Consider the following 20636-nt stretch of genomic DNA (forward strand, 5'->3'; position numbering starts at 1 on the left):
AAATGTGACATGGTTGATGACGAAGAGCTGCTGGAACTGGTTGAGATGGAAGTTCGTGAACTGCTGTCTCAGTACGATTTCCCGGGCGACGACACTCCGATCGTTCGTGGTTCTGCACTGAAAGCGCTGGAAGGCGAAGCAGAGTGGGAAGCGAAAATCATCGAACTGGCTGGCCACCTGGATTCTTACATCCCGGAACCAGAACGTGCGATTGACAAGCCGTTCCTGCTGCCGATCGAAGACGTATTCTCCATCTCCGGTCGTGGTACCGTTGTTACCGGTCGTGTAGAGCGCGGTATCATCAAAGTAGGTGAAGAAGTTGAAATCGTTGGTATCAAAGACACCGCGAAATCCACCTGTACTGGCGTTGAAATGTTCCGCAAACTGCTGGACGAAGGCCGTGCTGGTGAGAACGTAGGCGTTCTGCTGCGTGGTATCAAACGTGAAGAAATCGAACGTGGTCAGGTACTGGCTAAGCCGGGTTCAATCAAGCCGCACACCAAATTCGAATCAGAAGTTTATATCCTGTCCAAAGATGAAGGCGGCCGTCATACTCCGTTCTTCAAAGGCTACCGTCCGCAGTTCTACTTCCGTACAACTGACGTGACTGGCACCATCGAACTGCCGGAAGGCGTAGAGATGGTAATGCCGGGCGACAACATCAAAATGGTTGTTACCCTGATTCACCCGATTGCGATGGACGATGGTCTGCGTTTCGCAATCCGTGAAGGCGGCCGTACCGTTGGCGCGGGCGTTGTAGCAAAAGTTCTGGGCTAATCTTTTTAGCTTTGAATTGAAAAGGGCGCTTCGGCGCCCTTTTTGCTGTCTGCTATTTAGTAACAGCCATATTTATGTGTGATTTTGCGGACCATACCGCAACAGCTTTACAGTTTGTGCTATTGTAATCGTAACCATTCTCATTTACACTTTTGCGCATAAATTGAACGGGAGTGATCATGTACGTTTGTTTGTGTAATGGTGTGAGTGATAAAAAGATTCGCCAGGCTGTACGCCAGTTTCACCCTCAATCCTTTCAGCAGCTTCGCAAGTTTGTTCCTGTAGGAAACCAATGTGGCAAGTGCATACGTGCTGCACGAGAAATTATGCAGGATGAGCTCACACAGCTCCCGGAATATAAAGAGATCGCCTGAGGCGCTATCTTTTTTTTGACATCCCTGTAGCCCCATCTACGCTTCAATGAGTGGAAGCGGAGGGACTATATAATGAAAGGTGATGTTAAAATCATAAACTATCTCAATAAATTATTGGGAAATGAGCTTGTCGCAATAAACCAGTATTTTCTCCATGCGCGTATGTTTAAGAACTGGGGGCTGACGCGCCTGAATGATATCGAATACCATGAATCCATCGATGAAATGAAACACGCAGATAAGTACATCGAGCGTATTTTGTTTTTAGAAGGGATCCCGAATCTGCAAGATTTAGGCAAGCTCGGGATTGGTGAAGATGTTGAAGAGATGCTGCAATCTGATCTGAGGCTGGAGCTTGAAGGCGCGAAAGATTTGCGTGAAGCGATCGCCTATGCTGATAGTGTCCATGATTATGTCAGTCGCGATATGATGATCGCAATTCTTGCCGATGAAGAACATCATATCGACTGGCTGGAAACCGAGCTTGACCTGATTGGTAAAATTGGGGTGCCGAACTACCTGCAATCGCAAATCAAAGTTGAAGATTAACCCAGCCCCATGGTGTGATACCCCATCAGCAAACCCGCTGCTGCCAGAAATGGCCCGAAAGGCAGCGGGTTTTTTAGTACCTGTAATCTGCGACTCAAGCATGTTTTCGTCACTACCGCACAGCCTGCCAGCAAGGCTGCGAGAAATACCAGCATAGGTAAACTTTGCCAGCCATGCCAGGCTCCCAGCGCGGCCAGAAATTTGATATCACCATAGCCAAGCCCTTCTTGATGACGCATGAAACGGTACCCCCAATAGATCAGCGCAAAGCCTGCGTAGCCAGCAATCGCACCGATGACCGCGCTTGCTAAAAAAGGCGGGTGTAAGACGCAATGCCAAAGTAACCCGGCCCATAAGAGGGGGCAGGTGAATCGGTCTGGTAGCAGCCCTGAACGCATATCACAGCGGATAAGGATTACATTCAGCACCAGATAAATAGAAAGAAAAATCAGCACATTGCTCCTTTTTGAAATGCAGTTATGTGCAGTCGAGGGTGCCGGAGTACGGGAAATAAAGAAAACGCGTAATCGTGATATTGCGCAGTTGCTTGCGAAGATATGTGCCGTACTGTTGCATTCGCATCAGAACCCGGAACCAGTACGCAAGACTGCTTAATTTCTACGCTGCACTTGCGTCGCGTCTGGATTTGCGTATAATGCGCGGGCCTGTAGTAAATGACGGCTGGTTCAATCCGAGCCATAGCGGTGTGGTTTAACCGCTAACAATGCCCCCGATTGGGGGGCTACGTAAGAACGATTACACTCCCCCATCAATCGTAATGGGTGTGAGGAGTAATTATTTTCGTCTATAAATAATTGGAGCTCTGGTCTCATGCAGAACCAAAGAATCCGTATCCGCTTGAAAGCGTTTGATCATCGTCTGATCGATCAATCAACCGCCGAAATCGTCGAGACTGCGAAGCGCACTGGTGCGCAAGTTCGTGGTCCGATCCCGCTGCCGACCCGCAAAGAGCGCTTTACCGTTCTGATCTCCCCGCACGTCAACAAAGACGCGCGTGATCAGTACGAAATCCGCACTCACAAGCGTCTGGTTGACATCGTTGAGCCAACCGAGAAAACCGTTGATGCTCTGATGCGTCTGGATCTGGCTGCCGGTGTAGACGTGCAGATCAGCCTGGGTTGATCAGGTCATCGAGCGATTGAGAGGTTGAAACAATGATTGGTTTAGTCGGTAAAAAAGTGGGCATGACCCGCATCTTCACTGAAGATGGCGTATCTATCCCAGTAACCGTAATCGAAGTTGAAGCAAACCGCGTTACTCAGGTTAAAGATCTGGCTAACGATGGCTACCGCGCTATCCAGGTTACCACCGGTGCTAAAAAAGCTAACCGTGTAACCAAGCCGGAAGCTGGTCACTTCGCTAAAGCTGGCGTTGAAGCTGGCCGTGGTCTGTGGGAATTCCGTCTTGCTGACGGCGAAGAATTCACCGTAGGTCAGAACATTAGCGTTGAACTGTTTGCTGAAGTTAAAAAAGTTGACGTAACTGGCACCTCTAAAGGTAAAGGTTTCGCCGGTACCGTTAAGCGCTGGAACTTCCGTACCCAGGACGCTACTCACGGTAACTCCCTGTCTCACCGCGTTCCGGGTTCTATCGGTCAGAACCAGACTCCGGGCAAAGTGTTCAAGGGCAAGAAAATGGCAGGTCAGCTGGGTAATGAGCGTGTAACCGTTCAGAGCCTGGACGTAGTACGTGTTGACGCTGAGCGCAACCTGCTGCTGGTTAAAGGTGCTGTCCCGGGTGCAACCGGTAGCGACCTGATCGTTAAACCAGCTGTGAAGGCGTGAGGAGATAGCAATGGAATTAGTATTGAAAGACGCGCAGAGCGCGCTGACTGTTTCCGAAACTACCTTCGGTCGTGACTTTAACGAAGCGCTGGTACACCAGGTTGTTGTTGCTTATGCAGCTGGTGCGCGTCAGGGCACTCGTGCTCAGAAGACCCGTGCTGAAGTAACTGGTTCCGGCAAAAAACCGTGGCGCCAGAAAGGCACCGGCCGCGCTCGTTCTGGTTCTATCAAGAGCCCGATCTGGCGTTCTGGTGGCGTGACCTTCGCTGCGCGTCCGCAGGACCACAGTCAAAAAGTTAACAAAAAGATGTACCGCGGCGCGCTGAAAAGCATCCTGTCCGAACTGGTACGTCAGGATCGTCTGATCGTTGTCGAGCAGTTCTCTGTTGAAGCACCGAAAACCAAGCTGCTTGCTCAGAAACTGAAAGACATGGCTCTGGAAGATGTGCTGATCATCACCGGTGAGCTGGACGAGAACCTGTTCCTGGCCGCGCGCAACCTGCACAAGGTTGACGTTCGCGACGCGACTGGTATCGACCCGGTTAGCCTGATCGCCTTCGACAAAGTCGTAATGACTGCTGATGCTGTTAAGCAAGTTGAGGAGATGCTGGCATGATTCGTGAAGAACGTCTGCTGAAGGTGCTGCGTGCACCGCACGTTTCTGAAAAAGCGTCTACTGCGATGGAAAAAACAAACACCATCGTTCTCAAAGTTGCTAAAGACGCGACCAAAGCAGAAATCAAAGCTGCTGTGCAGAAACTGTTTGAAGTCGAAGTCGAAGTCGTTAACACCCTGGTAGTTAAAGGGAAAGTTAAACGTCACGGACAGCGTATCGGTCGTCGTAGCGACTGGAAAAAAGCTTACGTCACCCTGAAAGAAGGCCAGAATCTGGACTTCGTCGGCGGCGCTGAGTAAGTCGGAGGAGTAATACAATGGCAGTTGTTAAATGTAAACCGACATCTCCGGGTCGTCGCCACGTAGTTAAAGTGGTTAACCCTGAGCTGCACAAGGGCAAACCGTTTGCTCCGTTGCTGGAAAAAAACAGCAAATCCGGTGGTCGTAACAACAATGGCCGTATCACCACTCGTCATATCGGTGGTGGCCACAAGCAGGCTTACCGTATTGTTGACTTCAAACGCAACAAAGATGGTATCCCGGCAGTTGTTGAACGTCTTGAGTACGATCCGAACCGTTCCGCGAACATCGCGCTGGTTCTGTACAAAGACGGCGAACGCCGTTACATCCTGGCCCCGAAAGGCCTGAAAGCTGGCGACCAGATTCAGTCTGGCGTTGATGCTGCAATCAAAGCAGGCAACACCCTGCCGATGCGCAATATCCCGGTTGGTTCTACCGTTCACAACGTAGAAATGAAACCAGGTAAAGGCGGTCAGCTGGCTCGTTCCGCTGGTACTTACGTTCAGATCGTTGCTCGTGATGGTGCTTATGTCACCCTGCGTCTGCGTTCTGGTGAAATGCGTAAAGTCGAAGCAGAATGCCGCGCTACTCTGGGCGAAGTTGGCAATGCTGAGCATATGCTGCGCGTTCTGGGTAAAGCAGGTGCTGCACGCTGGCGTGGTGTTCGTCCGACCGTTCGCGGTACCGCGATGAACCCAGTCGATCACCCACATGGTGGTGGTGAAGGTCGTAACTTTGGTAAGCACCCGGTATCCCCGTGGGGCCTGCAGACCAAAGGTAAGAAGACCCGCAGCAACAAGCGTACTGATAAATTCATCGTACGTCGCCGTAGCAAATAATTTTAGAGGATAAGCCATGCCACGTTCTCTCAAGAAAGGTCCTTTTATTGACCTGCACTTGCTGAAGAAGGTAGAGAAAGCGGTGGAAAGCGGAGACAAGAAGCCCCTGCGCACTTGGTCCCGTCGTTCAACGATCTTTCCTAACATGATCGGTTTGACCATCGCTGTCCATAATGGTCGTCAGCACGTTCCGGTATTTGTTTCCGACGAAATGGTCGGTCACAAACTGGGTGAATTCGCACCGACTCGTACTTATCGCGGCCATGCTGCTGATAAAAAAGCGAAGAAGAAATAAGGTAGGAGGAAGAGATGGAAACTTTAGCTCAACATCGCCATGCTCGTTCTTCTGCTCAGAAGGTTCGCCTTGTTGCTGACCTGATTCGCGGTAAGAAAGTGTCGCAGGCCCTGGATATTCTGACCTACACCAATAAGAAAGCGGCTGTACTGGTCAAGAAAGTTCTGGAATCTGCCATTGCTAACGCTGAACACAACGATGGCGCTGACATTGACGATCTGAAAGTTGCGAAAATTTTCGTAGACGAAGGCCCGAGCATGAAGCGCATTATGCCGCGTGCAAAAGGTCGTGCAGATCGCATCCTGAAGCGCACCAGCCACATTACTGTGGTTGTGTCCGATCGCTGAGACTCTGGAGACTAGCAATGGGTCAGAAAGTACATCCTAATGGTATTCGCCTGGGTATTGTAAAACCATGGAACTCAACCTGGTTTGCGAACACCAAAGAATTCGCTGACAACCTGGACAGCGACTTTAAAGTACGTCAGTACCTGACGAAGGAACTGGCTAAAGCGTCTGTATCTCGTATCGTTATCGAGCGTCCGGCTAAAAGCATCCGTGTGACTATTCACACTGCTCGCCCGGGTATCGTTATCGGTAAGAAAGGTGAAGACGTTGAAAAACTGCGCAAGGTCGTAGCGGATATCGCTGGCGTTCCTGCTCAGATCAATATCGCCGAAGTTCGTAAACCTGAACTGGACGCAAAACTGGTTGCTGACAGCATCACTTCTCAGCTGGAACGTCGTGTTATGTTCCGTCGTGCGATGAAGCGTGCTGTACAGAACGCAATGCGTCTGGGCGCTAAAGGTATCAAAGTTGAAGTTAGCGGCCGTCTGGGCGGTGCTGAGATCGCACGTACCGAATGGTATCGTGAAGGTCGCGTTCCGCTGCACACTCTGCGTGCTGACATCGACTACAACACCTCTGAAGCGCACACCACTTACGGTGTAATCGGCGTAAAAGTGTGGATCTTCAAAGGTGAGATCCTTGGTGGTATGGCTGCAGTTGAACAACCGGAAAAACCGGCTGCTCAACCTAAAAAGCAGCAGCGTAAAGGCCGTAAATAAGGAGCGTCGCTGATGTTACAACCAAAGCGTACAAAATTCCGTAAAGTGCATAAAGGCCGCAACCGTGGTCTCGCGCAGGGCACGGATGTGAGCTTCGGCACTTACGGTCTGAAAGCTGTTGGCCGTGGTCGTCTGACCGCTCGTCAGATCGAAGCAGCACGTCGTGCTATGACTCGTGCTGTTAAGCGTCAGGGTAAGATCTGGATCCGTGTATTCCCGGACAAACCGATCACCGAGAAGCCGCTGGAAGTTCGTATGGGTAAAGGTAAAGGTAACGTGGAGTATTGGGTTGCCTTGATTCAGCCGGGTAAAGTCCTGTATGAAATGGACGGTGTTCCGGAAGAGCTGGCCCGTGAAGCCTTCGAGCTGGCAGCAGCAAAACTGCCGATTAAAACCACCTTTGTAACTAAGACGGTGATGTAATGAAAGCAAAAGAGCTGCGTGAAAAGAGCGTTGAAGAGCTGAACACCGAGCTGCTTAACCTGCTGCGCGAGCAGTTCAACCTGCGTATGCAGGCGGCAAGTGGCCAGCTGCAACAGACTCACCTGTTGAAGCAAGTGCGTCGTGATGTCGCACGCGTTAAGACTTTACTGACTGAGAAGGCGGGTGCGTAATGACCGATAAAATCCGTACTCTGCAAGGTCGTGTTGTTAGCGACAAAATGGAGAAATCCATTGTTGTAGCTATCGAACGTTTCGTGAAACACCCGATCTACGGTAAATTCATTAAACGTACGACCAAACTGCACGTACATGACGAGAACAATGAATGCGGTACCGGCGACGTGGTTGAAATCCGCGAATGCCGTCCGCTGTCCAAGACTAAGTCCTGGACGCTGGTTCGCGTTGTAGAGAAAGCTGTTCTGTAATACAGTACGCGTTCTCTAACGAATAAACGGCTCAGCGATGGGCCGTTTATTTTTTCTACCCATCTCAGGGAAGCGGTGTTATAATGCTGCGCCCCCGATATGGGGCTTTTTATCGACCCTGATTTTGGGGTCTTCAGTAGTAGTTGACATTAGCGGAGCACTGAAATGATCCAAGAACAGACTATGCTGAACGTCGCCGACAACTCCGGTGCACGTCGCGTAATGTGTATCAAGGTTCTGGGTGGCTCGCACCGTCGCTACGCAGGCGTCGGCGACATCATCAAGATCACCATCAAAGAAGCAATTCCGCGTGGTAAGGTCAAAAAAGGTGATGTGCTGAAGGCGGTAGTGGTGCGCACCAAGAAGGGTGTTCGTCGCCCTGACGGTTCTGTCGTTCGCTTCGATGGCAATGCTTGTGTTCTTCTGAACAACAACAGCGAGCAGCCAATCGGTACGCGTATTTTTGGGCCGGTTACTCGTGAACTTCGTTCTGAGAAGTTTATGAAAATCATCTCTCTGGCACCAGAAGTACTCTAAGGAGCGAATCATGGCAGCTAAAATCCGTCGTGATGACGAAGTTATCGTGTTAACCGGTAAAGATAAAGGTAAGCGCGGTAAAGTAAAAAATGTCCTGTCTTCCGGCAAGATCATTGTTGAAGGTATCAACCTGGTTAAAAAACATCAGAAGCCGGTTCCGGCCCTGAACCAACCAGGCGGCATCGTTGAAAAAGAAGCTGCTATTCAGGTTTCTAACGTTGCAATCTTCAATGCGGCAACCGGCAAGGCTGACCGTGTAGGCTTTAGATTCGAAGACGGTAAAAAAGTCCGTTTCTTCAAGTCTAACAGCGAAACTATCAAGTAATTTGGAGTAGTACGATGGCGAAACTGCATGATTACTACAAAGACGAAGTAGTTAAAAAACTCATGACTGAGTTTAACTACAATTCTGTCATGCAAGTCCCTCGGGTCGAGAAGATCACCCTGAATATGGGTGTTGGTGAAGCGATCGCTGACAAGAAACTGCTGGATAACGCAGCAGCTGACCTGGCAGCAATCTCCGGTCAAAAACCGTTGATCACCAAAGCGCGCAAATCTGTTGCGGGCTTCAAAATCCGTCAGGGCTATCCGATCGGCTGTAAAGTGACTCTGCGTGGCGAACGCATGTGGGAGTTCTTTGAGCGCCTGATCACTATTGCTGTACCGCGTATCCGTGACTTCCGTGGCTTGTCCGCTAAGTCTTTCGACGGTCGTGGTAACTACAGCATGGGTGTCCGTGAGCAGATCATCTTCCCAGAAATCGACTACGATAAAGTCGACCGCGTGCGTGGTTTGGATATTACCATTACCACTACTGCGAAATCTGACGAAGAAGGCCGTGCTCTGCTGGCTGCCTTTGACTTCCCGTTCCGCAAGTAAGGTAGGGTTACTTCATGGCTAAGCAATCTATGAAAGCACGCGAAGTTAAACGCGTAGCTTTAGCTGAAAAATACTTCGCGAAACGCGCTGAACTGAAAGCGATCATTTCTGATGTGAACGCTTCCGACGAAGATCGTTGGAACGCTGTTCTCAAGCTGCAGAGTCTGCCGCGTGATTCCAGCCCGTCTCGTCAGCGTAACCGCTGCCGTCAAACTGGTCGTCCGCATGGTTTCCTGCGGAAGTTCGGGTTGAGCCGTATCAAGGTCCGTGAATCCGCTATGCGCGGTGAAATCCCGGGTCTGAAAAAGGCTAGCTGGTAATTGTCACCAATTGAATCACGGGAGTAAAGACAGATGAGCATGCAAGATCCGATCGCGGATATGCTGACCCGTATCCGTAACGGTCAGGCCGCGAACAAAGCTGCGGTCACCATGCCTTCCTCCAAGCTGAAAGTGGCAATCGCCAACGTGCTGAAGGAAGAAGGTTTTATTGAAGATTTCAAAATTGAAGGCGACATCAAGCCGGAACTGGAAGTGACTCTCAAATACTTCCAGGGTAAAGCTGTGGTAGAAAGCATTCAGCGTATCAGCCGCCCTGGTCTGCGCATCTATAAGAAAAAAGATGAGCTGCCGAAAGTTATGGGTGGTATGGGTGTCGCAGTTGTTTCTACCTCAAAAGGTGTTATGACTGATCGTGCAGCGCGCCAGGCTGGTCTTGGTGGCGAAATTATCTGCTACGTAGCCTAATCGGAGGAAAAAATGTCTCGTGTTGCTAAAGCACCGGTCGTTATTCCTGCCGGCGTTGATGTAAAAATCAACGGTCAGGTTATTACGATCAAAGGTAAAAACGGCGAGCTGACTCGTACCCTTAACGATGCTGTTGAAGTTAACCATGCAGACAATGTTCTGACCTTTGGTCCGCGTGAAGGTTACGCGAACGCTTGGGCTCAGGCTGGTACCGCGCGTGCCCTGCTGAACTCAATGGTTATCGGTGTTACCGAAGGCTTCACCAAGAAGCTGCAGCTGGTTGGTGTAGGTTATCGTGCAGCGGTTAAAGGGAATGTAGTAAACCTGGCACTGGGTTTCTCTCATCCTGTTGACCATCAACTGCCGGCGGGTATCACTGCTGAATGTCCGACTCAAACTGAAATCGTGCTGAAAGGCGCTGATAAACAGGTTATCGGCCAGGTTGCAGCTGATTTGCGCGCCTACCGTCGTCCTGAGCCTTACAAAGGCAAGGGTGTTCGTTACGCCGACGAAGTCGTGCGTACCAAAGAGGCTAAGAAGAAGTAAGGTAACACTATGGATAAGAAATCTGCTCGTATCCGTCGTGCGACCCGCGCACGCCGCAAGCTCAAAGAGCTTGGTGCGACCCGCCTGGTGGTACATCGTACCCCGCGTCATATTTACGCCCAGGTAATCGCATCGAATGGTTCTGAAGTTCTGGTAGCTGCTTCTACTGTAGAAAAAGCTATCGCGGAACAACTGAAGTACACCGGTAACAAAGACGCGGCCGCAGCTGTGGGTAAAGCTGTAGCTGAACGCGCTCTGGAAAAAGGCATTAAAGATGTGTCCTTTGACCGTTCCGGGTTCCAATATCATGGTCGCGTCCAGGCACTGGCAGATGCTGCTCGTGAAGCTGGCCTTCAGTTCTAAGGTAGAGGTGTAAGATGGCTCACATCGAAAAACAAGCTGGCGAACTGCAGGAAAAGCTGATCGCGGTAAACCGCGTATCTAAAACCGTAAAGGGTGGTCGTATTTTCTCCTTCACAGCTCTTGTGACTGTTGGGGATGGTAATGGCCGCGTCGGTTTTGGTTACGGTAAAGCTCGCGAAGTTCCGGCAGCGATCCAGAAAGCGATGGAAAAAGCCCGTCGCAATATGATTAACGTCGCGCTGAATCACGGCACCCTGCAGCACCCGGTTAAAGGTGTTCACACGGGTTCTCGTGTCTTCATGCAGCCGGCTTCCGAAGGTACCGGTATCATCGCCGGTGGTGCAATGCGCGCCGTTCTGGAAGTCGCTGGGGTTCATAACGTACTGGCTAAAGCATATGGTTCCACCAACCCGATTAACGTGGTTCGTGCAACTATTGATGGCCTGGCGAATATGAAGTCCCCGGAAATGGTCGCTGCCAAGCGTGGTAAATCCGTTGAAGAAATTCTGGGGTAATTGACCATGGCAAAGACTATTAAAATCACTCAAACCCGCAGTGCAATCGGTCGTCTGCCGAAACACAAGGCAACGCTGCTTGGCCTGGGTCTGCGTCGTATTGGTCATACTGTTGAACGTGAGGATACTCCTGCGGTTCGTGGTATGGTCAACGCGGTTTCCTTCATGGTTAAAGTTGAGGAGTAAGAGATGCGTTTAAATACTCTGTCTCCGGCCGAAGGCTCCAAAAAGGCGGGTAAACGCCTGGGTCGTGGTATCGGTTCTGGCCTCGGTAAAACCGGTGGTCGTGGTCACAAAGGTCAGAAATCTCGTTCTGGCGGTGGCGTACGTCGCGGTTTCGAGGGTGGTCAGATGCCTCTGTATCGTCGTCTGCCGAAATTCGGTTTCACTTCTCGTAAAGCAATGATCACGGCAGAGATTCGTCTGTCCGATCTGGCTAAAGTAGAAGGCGACGTAGTAGACCTGAACACGCTGAAAGCGGCTAACATTATCGGCATCCAGATCGAGTTCGCGAAAGTGATCCTGGCTGGTGAAGTTGCTCGTCCGGTAACTGTTCGTGGCTTACGCGTGTCGAAAGGCGCTCGTGCTGCTATCGAAGCTGCTGGCGGTAAAATTGAGGAATAAGTAGCAGATGGCTAAGCAACCGGGATTAGATTTTCAAAGTGCCAAGGGTGGAATTGGCGAACTGAAACGCAGACTGCTGTTTGTTATCGGTGCGTTGATTGTTTTCCGTATTGGCTCTTTTATTCCGATCCCTGGTATCGATGCCGCTGTACTTGCCAAACTGCTTGAACAACAGCGTGGCACCATCATTGAAATGTTCAACATGTTCTCTGGTGGTGCTTTAAGCCGTGCTTCTATCTTCGCATTGGGTATCATGCCGTATATCTCGGCATCGATTATCATCCAATTGTTAACGGTCGTTCATCCGGCCTTGGCAGAATTGAAGAAAGAAGGGGAGTCTGGTCGTCGTAAGATCAGCCAGTACACCCGCTACGGTACTCTGGTGTTGGCAATATTCCAGTCGATCGGTATTGCTACTGGTCTGCCGAATATGCCTGGTATGCAGGGCCTGGTAATGAATCCAGGCTTTGCATTCTACTTCACCGCTGTTGTAAGTCTGGTTACGGGGACAATGTTCCTGATGTGGCTCGGCGAACAGATTACTGAACGTGGTATCGGTAACGGTATTTCGATCATTATCTTCGCTGGTATTGTGGCGGGACTTCCGCCAGCCATTGCCCATACTATCGAGCAAGCGCGTCAAGGCGACCTGCACTTCCTCCTGTTGCTGTTGGTTGCAGTATTAGTATTTGCTGTGACGTTCTTTGTTGTATTCGTTGAACGTGGTCAACGCCGCATTGTGGTAAACTACGCCAAACGTCAGCAAGGCCGTCGAGTCTATGCTGCTCAGAGCACACATTTACCGCTGAAAGTGAATATGGCGGGGGTAATCCCGGCAATCTTCGCTTCCAGTATTATTCTGTTCCCGGCTACCATCGCGTCATGGTTCGGGGGCGGTACTGGTTGGAACTGGCTGACAACAATTTCGCTGTATTTGCAGCCTGGGCAACCGCTTTATGTGTTACTCTATGCGTCTGCAATCATCTTCTTCTGTTTCTTCTACACGGCGTTGGTCTTCAACCCGCGTGAAACAGCAGATAACCTGAAGAAGTCCGGTGCATTTGTACCAGGAATTCGTCCGGGAGAGCAAACGGCGAAGTATATCGATAAAGTAATGACCCGTCTGACTCTGGTCGGTGCGCTTTATATTACTTTTATCTGCCTGATCCCGGAGTTCATGCGTGATGCGATGAAAGTACCGTTCTACTTCGGTGGGACTTCACTGCTTATCGTTGTCGTCGTGATTATGGACTTTATGGCTCAAGTGCAAACTCTGATGATGTCTAGTCAGTATGAGTCTGCATTGAAGAAGGCGAACCTGAAAGGCTACGGCCGGTAATGGTCGCCCGAGAAGTTACGGAGAGTAAAAATGAAAGTTCGTGCTTCCGTCAAGAAATTATGCCGTAACTGCAAAATCGTTAAACGTGATGGCGTCATCCGTGTGATTTGCAGTGCCGAGCCGAAACATAAACAGCGCCAAGGCTGATTATTTCGCATATTTTTCTTGCAAAGTTGGGTTGAGCTGGCTAGATTAGCCAGCCAATCTTTTGTATGTCTGTACGTTTCCATTTGAGTATCCTGAAAACGGGCTTTTCAGCATGGTGCGTGCAAGTAAAATTATAGGAGTGCATAGTGGCCCGTATAGCAGGCATTAACATTCCTGATCAAAAACATGCTGTGATCGCATTAACTTCGATCTACGGTATCGGCAAAACCCGCTCTCAAGCTATTCTGGCTTCTGCGGGCATCGCTGAAAATGTTAAGATCAGTGAGCTGTCTGAAGAACAAATCGACACGCTGCGTGACGAAGTTGCCAAATTTGTCGTTGAAGGTGATCTGCGCCGTGAAATTAGCATGAGCATCAAGCGCCTGATGGATCTTGGTTGCTATCGCGGTTTGCGTCATCGTCGTGGTCTCCCGGTTCGCGGTCAGCGTACCAAGACCAACGCACGTACCCGTAAGGGTCCGCGCAAACCGATCAAGAAATAATCGGGGTGATTGAATAATGGCAAAGGCACCAATTCGTGCACGTAAACGTGTAAGAAAACAAGTCTCTGACGGCGTGGCTCATATCCATGCTTCTTTCAACAACACCATCGTTACTATTACTGATCGTCAGGGTAACGCGCTGGGTTGGGCAACAGCCGGTGGTTCCGGTTTCCGTGGTTCTCGCAAATCCACTCCGTTCGCAGCTCAGGTTGCGGCAGAGCGTTGCGCTGAAGCCGTAAAAGAATATGGCATCAAGAATCTGGAAGTTATGGTTAAGGGACCGGGTCCGGGTCGCGAATCTACTATTCGTGCACTGAACGCCGCTGGTTTCCGCATCACTAATATTACTGATGTGACTCCGATCCCTCACAACGGTTGTCGTCCGCCGAAAAAACGTCGCGTATAACGCGTTCGTTTTCTAGGATTGTTGGAGAAAGAAAATGGCAAGATATTTGGGTCCTAAGCTCAAGCTGAGCCGTCGTGAGGGCACAGACCTGTTCCTTAAGTCTGGCGTTCGCGCGATCGATACCAAGTGTAAAATTGAACAAGCTCCTGGCCAGCACGGTGCGCGTAAACCGCGTCTGTCTGACTATGGTGTGCAGTTGCGTGAAAAGCAAAAAGTTCGCCGTATCTACGGTGTGCTGGAGCGTCAGTTCCGTAACTACTATAAAGAAGCAGCACGTCTGAAAGGCAACACCGGTGAAAACCTGTTGGGTCTGCTGGAAGGTCGTCTGGACAACGTTGTATACCGTATGGGCTTCGGCGCCACTCGTGCAGAAGCACGTCAGTTGGTTAGCCATAAAGCAATCATGGTAAACGGTCGTGTTGTTAACATCGCTTCTTACCAGGTTAGTCCGAATGACGTGGTTAGCATTCGTGAGAAAGCGAAAAAGCAATCTCGCGTGAAAGCCGCTCTGGAGCTGGCTGAGCAGCGTGAAAAGCCAACCTGGCTGGAAGTTGATGCTGGCAAGATGGAAGGTACGTTCAAGCGTAAGCCGGAGCGTTCTGATCTGTCTGCGGACATTAACGAACACCTGATCGTCGAGCTTTACTCCAAGTAAAGCTTAGTACCAAAGAGAGGACACAATGCAGGGTTCTGTGACAGAGTTTCTAAAACCGCGCCTGGTAGATATCGAGCAAGTGAGTTCGACGCACGCCAAGGTGACCCTTGAGCCTTTAGAGCGTGGCTTTGGCCATACTCTGGGTAACGCACTGCGCCGTATTCTGCTCTCATCGATGCCGGGTTGCGCGGTGACAGAGGTTGAGATTGATGGTGTACTTCATGAGTACAGCACCAAAGAAGGCGTTCAGGAAGATATCCTTGAAATCCTGCTCAACCTGAAAGGGCTGGCGGTGAGAGTTCAGGGGAAAGATGATGTTATTCTCACTCTGAATAAATCTGGCATTGGCCCTGTGACCGCAGCCGATATCACCCACGACGGTGATGTCGAAATCGTCAAGCCGCAGCATGTGATCTGCCACCTGACCGATGAAAACGCATCCATTAGCATGCGTATCAAAGTTCAGCGCGGTCGTGGTTATGTGCCGGCGTCTGCCCGAATTCATTCGGAAGAAGATGAGCGCCCGATCGGCCGCCTGCTGGTTGACGCGTGCTACAGCCCTGTAGAGCGTATTGCCTACAATGTTGAAGCAGCACGTGTTGAACAGCGTACCGACCTGGACAAGCTGGTCATCGAAATGGAAACCAATGGCACAATCGATCCTGAAGAGGCGATTCGTCGTGCGGCAACCATCCTGGCAGAACAACTGGAAGCTTTCGTTGACTTACGTGATGTACGTCAGCCGGAAGTCAAAGAAGAGAAACCAGAATTCGATCCGATCCTGCTGCGCCCTGTTGACGATCTGGAATTGACTGTCCGCTCTGCTAACTGCCTCAAGGCAGAAGCTATCCACTATATCGGTGATCTGGTACAGCGTACCGAGGTTGAGTTGCTGAAAACGCCGAACCTGGGTAAAAAATCTCTTACCGAGATTAAAGACGTGCTGGCTTCACGTGGTCTGTCTCTGGGTATGCGCCTGGAAAACTGGCCACCGGCAAGCATTGCTGACGAGTAACCGGATCACAGGTTAAGGTTTTACTGAGAAGGATAAGGTCATGCGCCATCGTAAGAGTGGTCGTCAACTGAACCGCAACAGCAGCCATCGCCAGGCCATGTTCCGTAACATGGCAGGTTCTTTGGTTCGTCATGAGATTATCAAGACGACTCTGCCGAAAGCCAAAGAGCTGCGTCGCGTAGTTGAGCCGCTGATTACTCTTGCCAAGACTGATAGCGTTGCTAATCGTCGTCTGGCATTCGCCCGTACTCGTGATAACGAGATCGTGGCAAAACTGTTTAACGAGCTGGGCCCGCGTTTCGCGAGCCGTGCAGGTGGCTACACTCGTATTCTGAAGTGTGGCTTCCGTGCTGGTGACAATGCTCCGATGGCTTACATCGAGCTGGTTGATCGCGCCGAGCCGAAAGCAGAAGCTGCTGCAGAGTAATCTGTGGTAACGTAAAAAGACCCGCTTCGGCGGGTTTTTTTATATCCTCTGCCCCACCTCTTTCCTACAATATACGTATCTTTTTTGTTCATCCCTCTGGAGACCAATAATGTGGTTGCTTGATCAGTGGGCAGAACGACATATTATCGATGCCCAACAAAAAGGTGAGTTTGATAATCTGCCGGGTAACGGTGAGCCTCTTACGCTGGACGACGACTCACATATTCCGTCTGAGTTGCGTGCAGCATATCGCTTGCTGAAAAATGCAGGCTGTATTCCTCCTGAGCTGGAGTATCGCAAAGAAGCTGTCGCGTTAGCTGACCTCCTCCATACTGTGCAGCCTGATCATCCACAGCACCATGAACTGCAGCGTCGTCTAGCGTTAATTGAGCTGAAACTGCGACAAGCTGGATTAAGCACTGACTTTCTGCGTGGCGAGTACGCGACGAAATTACTGAATAAAATTAATGAGGAGTAGCCATGTACCGCATCGGTGAAATTGCAAAGCTGGCTGACGTTACGCCAGATACAATCCGTTATTACGAGAAACAGGAGATGATGGATCACGAAGTGCGTACGGAAGGCGGTTTTCGTCTTTATACGGATAAAGATCTGCAACGCCTTAAATTTATTCGTCACGCCAGACAGTTGGGTTTCACTTTGGAGTCCATTCGCGAATTGTTATCTATCCGTATTGACCCCGAGCATCATACTTGCCAGGAGTCGAAAAGCATTGTGCAGTCCCGTTTAAGCGAAGTCGAAGCACGAATTGATGAGCTGCAAGCCATGCGTCGATCGCTACAGAAGCTAAATGATGCCTGCTGTGGTACGGCGCACAGCAGTGTTTATTGTTCTATTCTTGAGGCGCTTGAACAAGGAGCGAGTGCGGGTACGGGTACCGGTTCACCTGTCTGTTGATCTTTTACGCAGAGGGATCTACACTCCGCGCGTTTAAACACACAATCTGGAGTAGTTATGAGTCGCTATCAGCATACGAAGGGGCAGATCAACGATAACGCCATTGAGGCACTCTTGCATGACCCACTGTTCCGACAACGGGTCGAGAAGAATAAGAAAGGGAAAGGAAGCTATCTGCGTAAAAACAAACATTCAAAACGAGGTTTTCAGGAGGGCAGTGGCAAACAAGCGAATCGCTTCTTTACCACTGCCCTTCTTATTGCAGCTTAACTCCGGTTATTCTGCTCTTTCAGCAAATCGCGGATTTCGCTCAACAGCACCTCTTCTTTGCTCGGTGCAGGTGGTGCTTTTGGCTCTTCTTCTTGCTTGCGTTTCAGCTTATTGATCAGCTTAATCGCAATGAAAATAGCAAAGGCGACAATAATAAAGTCAAATATGTTCTGGATAAACACACCGTAATGCATGACGACTGCGGGAACATCGCCTTGCGCATCACGCAATGTCAGTGCGAACGATTTAAAATCGATCCCGCCAATTAATAATCCCAACGGCGGCATGATGATGTCAGCGACCAAAGACGACACTATTTTGCCGAAAGCTGCACCGATGATCACACCGACGGCTAAATCCACAACATTTCCGCGCATCGCGAATTCACGGAACTCTTTTAAAATGCTCATATCTCTCTCCATGTGCAGGCTGTCACGGTAAGTCTAACAAAATACCGATCAAATTCCATTTGTGGAAATAACTCGCCGGATTTCTTAACCCTGATAAAGAAAGGGATTAAAAAAAGGCGCCTTAAGCGGCGCCCGGATGATTACAGGAAAAATGGGCTAGGCTGGAACAAACGCTCAACGTCAGTAATATATTTTTTGTCGGTTAAAAACATGATTACATGGTCGCCTTGTTCAATACGTAAATTATCATTGGCGATCATGACATCATTGCCTCGCACGACAGCCCCAATAATTGTGCCCGGCGGCAGTTTGATATCGTCAATCACACGACCCACAACGCGTGAAGTGGTTTCGTCTCCGTGGGCAACCGCCTCAATTGCCTCAGCGACACCGCGACGAAGTGAAGAAACACCGACAATATCTGCTTTGCGTACGTGACTAAGCAGCGCGGAAATAGTCGCTTGTTGAGGAGAGATTGCAATATCGATAACACTGCCCTGTACCAGATCGACATAGGCGCGGCGCTGGATCAGCACCATCACTTTTTTTGCCCCCATGCGTTTGGCAAGCATCGCGGACATAATATTCGCTTCATCGTCGTTGGTAACGGCAATAAAGAGATCTACTTGATCGATGTGCTCTTCCGCCAGTAATTCCTGATCTGAAGCGTCACCATAAAATACAATGGTATTTTGCAGTTTCTCCGCCAGTTCCGCAGCACGCTGCTGATCGCGTTCGATCAACTTCACGCTATAATCTTTTTCCAGTCGATGCGCAAGACCGGCGCCAATATTTCCGCCGCCAACTAACATAATGCGTTTATAGGGTTTTTCCAGGCGTTGTAATTCGCTCATTACGGCGCGTATATGCTGTGATGCGGCAATAAAAAATACTTCATCGCCTGCTTCCACTATCGTTGACCCCTGGGGACGAATAGGGCGATCGTGGCGGAATATCGCGGCAACACGGGTATCAATATGTGGCATGTGCTCGCGCATCGTCGACAGTGCGTTACCGACAAGTGGACCGCCATAATAGGCTTTAACTACGGCCAAGCTCACTTTTCCTTCGGCAAAATTCACCACTTGCAGCGCGCCCGGATATTCTATCAGGCGATAAATACTGTCGATGACAAGTTGCTCGGGCGCAATCAGATGATCGATTGGCACGGCCTCGGAATGGAAGAGTTTATCCGCATCGCGAACATAATCCGGCGAACGGATTCGGGCGATGCGATTTGGTGTATTAAACAGCGAGTAGGCAACCTGGCAGGCAACCATATTAGTTTCGTCTGAGCTGGTAACCGCCACCAACATATCCGCATCATCGGCACCTGCCTCGCGCAGCACGCGTGGATGTGAACCATGCCCTTGTACAACACGCAAATCGAATTTGTCCTGCAGGCTGCGCAGGCGATCGCCATTGGTATCGACAACGGTAATATCGTTATTCTCACCGACCAGGTTTTCAGCCAGCGTACCGCCGACTTGCCCCGCACCCAGAATAATTATTTTCATCTGTTGTGACCCGCTGCTCTCATCACTGTTTGATTATCTTAGCGTAAAAGAAGCCATCGCCTTCTTCCGCGCCAGGCAGATTTTGCTGTCCGGGCTGCTCAAGCGAACCTGTCTGGATAAGCTTCGCATTCGGCGTCCGGGTTAAGAATGCAGCAACCTGCAGACTATTTTCTTCCGGCAGAATTGAGCAGGTCGCGTATACCAGCGTACCGCCTGTTTTCAGATGCGGCCAGATAGCATCCAGAATTTCGGACTGAAGCTGTACAAGTTCCGGGATATCGCGCTCACGACGCAGCCACTTAATGTCCGGATGGCGGCGAATAACACCGGTTGCCGAGCATGGCGCATCCAGAAGAATGCGATCAAATTGTTCATCTTCGCACCACTGGGTCGGGAAACGCCCGTCACCTTGTTTCACCTGCGCTTTCATACCCAGCCGTTTCAGGTTGTCATAAACGCGTGACAAGCGTTGTTCATCAATATCCACAGCAAGTACGTCAGCATCCGGCGCAGCTTCAAGAATATGCGTGGTTTTACCGCCTGGTGCAGCGCAGAGATCGAGGATCCGTTCGCCGTTTTCAGGAGCAAGGAGCGGGATACACCCTTGCGCAGATGCATCTTGTACGGTCACCCATCCTTCTGCGAACCCCGGCAAGGCAGTAACGGGCGCCGCAGTTTCCAGGCGTATGGCGTCCGGATAGTCAGGATGAGAGAAGCCGTGCAGACCTGTTTCTTCCAGCAGCGCCAGCCAGCTATCGCGTGTATGGTGCTGGCGATTTACTCGCAGCCACATGGGGGGACGCTGATTGCTGGACTCCACAATATGTTGCCACTGCTGTGGATATGCCTTTTGCAGTCGTTTTAGCAGCCAGGTCGGGAACAGGTACTTGTTTTCGCTCCTGGCGAACTCAGCCAGCAGCTCTTCTTGTTGGCGTTGAAACTGGCGTAACACGCCGTTAATCAATCCTTTAAGTTGTGGCCGTTTGATGGCCACTGCGCCTTCAACCGTTTCTGCCAGTGCAGCATGGGCAGGAATACGGGTATGCATCAGTTGGTAAAATCCAACCATGATGAGGTAATGTACCGTGCGTTGTTTGCCGGTCATCGGGCGCGACATGAGCTTATTAATAAGCCAATCGAGCTGTGGTAATACGCGTAACACACCAAAGCACAGTTCCTGCAGCAGTGCTTTATCTTTATCGGATACTTTTTGTTGTAACGGCGGCAGAATATTGCTGAGCGATTGCCCTTGTTCCACTACCTGTTCGATGGCCTGTGCGGCCATACTGCGCAAATTGAATTTTTTTTTCATAAGGATAAAAATAAAAACG

38 protein-coding genes are annotated in these 20636 nt (G+C 50.3%); 34 read left to right on the forward strand and 4 right to left on the reverse strand.

Annotated elements, in window-relative coordinates:
• The 3 genes from GA0061071_RS22745 to bfr form a co-directional block, all read left to right on the forward strand.
• Positions 1-777 (forward strand): elongation factor Tu (locus tag GA0061071_RS22745; protein WP_090269468.1); only part of this gene is annotated, 777 nt, incomplete at its 5' end.
• A gap of 179 nt (positions 778-956) precedes the next feature.
• Positions 957-1151 carry a bacterioferritin-associated ferredoxin gene (gene bfd, locus GA0061071_RS22755; protein WP_088237209.1) on the forward strand — a complete coding sequence of 65 codons (195 nt, stop codon included), beginning with the start codon at positions 957-959 and terminating at the stop codon, positions 1149-1151.
• 72 nt (positions 1152-1223) lie between these two features.
• Positions 1224-1700, forward strand: a complete 477-nt coding sequence (gene bfr, locus GA0061071_RS22760; RefSeq protein WP_061492923.1) for a bacterioferritin — start codon at positions 1224-1226, stop codon at positions 1698-1700.
• Here the strand turns inward: bfr and GA0061071_RS22765 are convergent.
• Positions 1697-2152, reverse strand: a complete 456-nt coding sequence (locus tag GA0061071_RS22765) for a prepilin peptidase (protein ID WP_420843410.1) — start codon at positions 2150-2152, stop codon at positions 1697-1699. The two genes, bfr and GA0061071_RS22765, sit on opposite strands and share 4 nt — an antisense overlap.
• A 379-nt stretch (positions 2153-2531) precedes the next feature.
• On the opposite strand from GA0061071_RS22765, the gene rpsJ reads away from it, so the two are divergent.
• The 31 genes from rpsJ (at position 2532) to GA0061071_RS22920 (ending at position 17378) form a co-directional block, all read left to right on the forward strand.
• Complete coding sequence (rpsJ, locus tag GA0061071_RS22770; RefSeq protein ID WP_001181005.1) at positions 2532-2843, forward strand: 30S ribosomal protein S10; 312 nt, start codon at positions 2532-2534, stop codon at positions 2841-2843.
• A gap of 32 nt (positions 2844-2875) precedes the next feature.
• A complete protein-coding gene (gene rplC / locus GA0061071_RS22775) occupies positions 2876-3505 on the forward strand; it encodes a 50S ribosomal protein L3 (RefSeq protein ID WP_061492925.1) in 630 nt (209 codons plus the stop codon).
• A 10-nt stretch (positions 3506-3515) separates the two neighbouring features.
• Complete coding sequence (gene rplD, locus GA0061071_RS22780; RefSeq protein WP_007369811.1) at positions 3516-4121, forward strand: 50S ribosomal protein L4; 606 nt, start codon at positions 3516-3518, stop codon at positions 4119-4121.
• Entirely contained in the window at positions 4118-4420 is a 303-nt protein-coding gene (gene rplW / locus GA0061071_RS22785; RefSeq protein WP_000617546.1) for a 50S ribosomal protein L23, read from the forward strand. Before rplD ends, rplW begins: the two co-directional genes overlap by 4 nt.
• 17 nt (positions 4421-4437) lie before the next feature.
• Positions 4438-5259, forward strand: coding sequence for a 50S ribosomal protein L2 (gene rplB, locus GA0061071_RS22790; RefSeq protein WP_061492926.1), 822 nt, complete (start codon positions 4438-4440; stop codon positions 5257-5259).
• Between the two features lie 16 nt (positions 5260-5275).
• Entirely contained in the window at positions 5276-5554 is a 279-nt protein-coding gene (gene rpsS, locus GA0061071_RS22795) for a 30S ribosomal protein S19 (RefSeq protein ID WP_001138115.1), read from the forward strand.
• 14 nt (positions 5555-5568) lie between these two features.
• Positions 5569-5901 (forward strand): 50S ribosomal protein L22, encoded by a 333-nt coding sequence (rplV, locus tag GA0061071_RS22800; protein ID WP_002919773.1) that lies wholly within the window; start codon positions 5569-5571, stop codon positions 5899-5901.
• Positions 5902-5918: 17 nt separating this feature from the next.
• Positions 5919-6620: a 30S ribosomal protein S3 gene (gene rpsC, locus GA0061071_RS22805; protein WP_000529945.1), complete on the forward strand. Its 702-nt coding sequence runs from the start codon at positions 5919-5921 to the stop codon at positions 6618-6620.
• Between the two features lie 12 nt (positions 6621-6632).
• Complete coding sequence (gene rplP, locus GA0061071_RS22810) at positions 6633-7043, forward strand: 50S ribosomal protein L16 (protein ID WP_007369814.1); 411 nt, start codon at positions 6633-6635, stop codon at positions 7041-7043.
• Positions 7043-7234, forward strand: a complete 192-nt coding sequence (rpmC, locus tag GA0061071_RS22815) for a 50S ribosomal protein L29 (protein ID WP_004388609.1) — start codon at positions 7043-7045, stop codon at positions 7232-7234. The genes rplP and rpmC overlap by 1 nt, the downstream gene beginning before the upstream one ends.
• Positions 7234-7488: a 30S ribosomal protein S17 gene (rpsQ, locus tag GA0061071_RS22820; RefSeq protein ID WP_003031120.1), complete on the forward strand. Its 255-nt coding sequence runs from the start codon at positions 7234-7236 to the stop codon at positions 7486-7488. The genes rpmC and rpsQ overlap by 1 nt, the downstream gene beginning before the upstream one ends.
• A 165-nt stretch (positions 7489-7653) precedes the next feature.
• The gene (gene rplN / locus GA0061071_RS22825; protein WP_004388611.1) at positions 7654-8025 is read left to right on the forward strand and encodes a 50S ribosomal protein L14; all 372 of its coding nucleotides are present in this window, start codon (positions 7654-7656) and stop codon (positions 8023-8025) included.
• A gap of 10 nt (positions 8026-8035) precedes the next feature.
• Entirely contained in the window at positions 8036-8350 is a 315-nt protein-coding gene (gene rplX, locus GA0061071_RS22830) for a 50S ribosomal protein L24 (RefSeq protein ID WP_007369816.1), read from the forward strand.
• A 14-nt stretch (positions 8351-8364) separates the two neighbouring features.
• Positions 8365-8904 carry a 50S ribosomal protein L5 gene (gene rplE, locus GA0061071_RS22835; RefSeq protein ID WP_001096200.1) on the forward strand — a complete coding sequence of 180 codons (540 nt, stop codon included), beginning with the start codon at positions 8365-8367 and terminating at the stop codon, positions 8902-8904.
• Between the two features lie 14 nt (positions 8905-8918).
• Positions 8919-9224 (forward strand): 30S ribosomal protein S14, encoded by a 306-nt coding sequence (gene rpsN, locus GA0061071_RS22840; RefSeq protein WP_007369817.1) that lies wholly within the window; start codon positions 8919-8921, stop codon positions 9222-9224.
• Between the two features lie 33 nt (positions 9225-9257).
• Positions 9258-9650 (forward strand): 30S ribosomal protein S8, encoded by a 393-nt coding sequence (rpsH, locus tag GA0061071_RS22845; RefSeq protein WP_061492927.1) that lies wholly within the window; start codon positions 9258-9260, stop codon positions 9648-9650.
• Positions 9651-9662: 12 nt separating this feature from the next.
• Complete coding sequence (rplF, locus tag GA0061071_RS22850) at positions 9663-10196, forward strand: 50S ribosomal protein L6 (RefSeq protein ID WP_061492928.1); 534 nt, start codon at positions 9663-9665, stop codon at positions 10194-10196.
• Positions 10197-10205: 9 nt separating this feature from the next.
• Positions 10206-10559 carry a 50S ribosomal protein L18 gene (gene rplR / locus GA0061071_RS22855; protein WP_007369820.1) on the forward strand — a complete coding sequence of 118 codons (354 nt, stop codon included), beginning with the start codon at positions 10206-10208 and terminating at the stop codon, positions 10557-10559.
• A gap of 14 nt (positions 10560-10573) precedes the next feature.
• Positions 10574-11074 carry a 30S ribosomal protein S5 gene (rpsE, locus tag GA0061071_RS22860; RefSeq protein ID WP_061492929.1) on the forward strand — a complete coding sequence of 167 codons (501 nt, stop codon included), beginning with the start codon at positions 10574-10576 and terminating at the stop codon, positions 11072-11074.
• Between the two features lie 6 nt (positions 11075-11080).
• Positions 11081-11260 (forward strand): 50S ribosomal protein L30, encoded by a 180-nt coding sequence (rpmD, locus tag GA0061071_RS22865; RefSeq protein ID WP_001140434.1) that lies wholly within the window; start codon positions 11081-11083, stop codon positions 11258-11260.
• Positions 11261-11263: 3 nt separating this feature from the next.
• A complete protein-coding gene (gene rplO, locus GA0061071_RS22870; RefSeq protein WP_061492930.1) occupies positions 11264-11698 on the forward strand; it encodes a 50S ribosomal protein L15 in 435 nt (144 codons plus the stop codon).
• A 7-nt stretch (positions 11699-11705) separates the two neighbouring features.
• Positions 11706-13037, forward strand: a complete 1332-nt coding sequence (secY, locus tag GA0061071_RS22875; RefSeq protein ID WP_007369823.1) for a preprotein translocase subunit SecY — start codon at positions 11706-11708, stop codon at positions 13035-13037.
• Between the two features lie 30 nt (positions 13038-13067).
• On the forward strand, positions 13068-13184 hold the full coding sequence (gene rpmJ, locus GA0061071_RS22880) for a 50S ribosomal protein L36 (RefSeq protein ID WP_000868187.1): 117 nt from the start codon (positions 13068-13070) through the stop codon (positions 13182-13184).
• 146 nt (positions 13185-13330) lie between these two features.
• Complete coding sequence (gene rpsM, locus GA0061071_RS22885) at positions 13331-13687, forward strand: 30S ribosomal protein S13 (RefSeq protein WP_061492931.1); 357 nt, start codon at positions 13331-13333, stop codon at positions 13685-13687.
• Positions 13688-13703: 16 nt separating this feature from the next.
• Entirely contained in the window at positions 13704-14093 is a 390-nt protein-coding gene (gene rpsK / locus GA0061071_RS22890) for a 30S ribosomal protein S11 (protein WP_002919257.1), read from the forward strand.
• A 34-nt stretch (positions 14094-14127) separates the two neighbouring features.
• On the forward strand, positions 14128-14748 hold the full coding sequence (gene rpsD / locus GA0061071_RS22895) for a 30S ribosomal protein S4 (protein WP_003031138.1): 621 nt from the start codon (positions 14128-14130) through the stop codon (positions 14746-14748).
• Positions 14749-14773: 25 nt separating this feature from the next.
• A complete protein-coding gene (locus GA0061071_RS22900; protein ID WP_034461761.1) occupies positions 14774-15763 on the forward strand; it encodes a DNA-directed RNA polymerase subunit alpha in 990 nt (329 codons plus the stop codon).
• Positions 15764-15803: 40 nt separating this feature from the next.
• On the forward strand, positions 15804-16190 hold the full coding sequence (gene rplQ, locus GA0061071_RS22905; RefSeq protein WP_002919206.1) for a 50S ribosomal protein L17: 387 nt from the start codon (positions 15804-15806) through the stop codon (positions 16188-16190).
• A 109-nt stretch (positions 16191-16299) separates the two neighbouring features.
• Positions 16300-16668: a DnaJ family domain-containing protein gene (locus GA0061071_RS22910; protein WP_061492932.1), complete on the forward strand. Its 369-nt coding sequence runs from the start codon at positions 16300-16302 to the stop codon at positions 16666-16668.
• A gap of 2 nt (positions 16669-16670) precedes the next feature.
• Entirely contained in the window at positions 16671-17108 is a 438-nt protein-coding gene (gene zntR, locus GA0061071_RS22915; RefSeq protein ID WP_061492933.1) for a Zn(2+)-responsive transcriptional regulator, read from the forward strand.
• A 57-nt stretch (positions 17109-17165) separates the two neighbouring features.
• Entirely contained in the window at positions 17166-17378 is a 213-nt protein-coding gene (locus GA0061071_RS22920; RefSeq protein WP_061492934.1) for an alternative ribosome-rescue factor A, read from the forward strand.
• On the opposite strand, the gene mscL is transcribed toward GA0061071_RS22920, so the two are convergent.
• From mscL to rsmB, 3 genes are all read right to left on the reverse strand, one after another.
• Positions 17375-17788 carry a large-conductance mechanosensitive channel protein MscL gene (gene mscL, locus GA0061071_RS22925; protein ID WP_061492935.1) on the reverse strand — a complete coding sequence of 138 codons (414 nt, stop codon included), beginning with the start codon at positions 17786-17788 and terminating at the stop codon, positions 17375-17377. The two genes, GA0061071_RS22920 and mscL, sit on opposite strands and share 4 nt — an antisense overlap.
• A gap of 140 nt (positions 17789-17928) precedes the next feature.
• Complete coding sequence (gene trkA / locus GA0061071_RS22930; protein WP_088237207.1) at positions 17929-19305, reverse strand: Trk system potassium transporter TrkA; 1377 nt, start codon at positions 19303-19305, stop codon at positions 17929-17931.
• Positions 19306-19327: 22 nt separating this feature from the next.
• Complete coding sequence (gene rsmB / locus GA0061071_RS22935; RefSeq protein ID WP_088237210.1) at positions 19328-20617, reverse strand: 16S rRNA (cytosine(967)-C(5))-methyltransferase RsmB; 1290 nt, start codon at positions 20615-20617, stop codon at positions 19328-19330.
• Positions 20618-20636: the final 19 nt, after the last annotated feature.

Origin of the sequence: Kosakonia oryzendophytica, assembly GCF_900094925.1 — a bacterium.
Classification (GTDB): Bacteria; Pseudomonadota; Gammaproteobacteria; order Enterobacterales; family Enterobacteriaceae; genus Kosakonia; species Kosakonia oryzendophytica.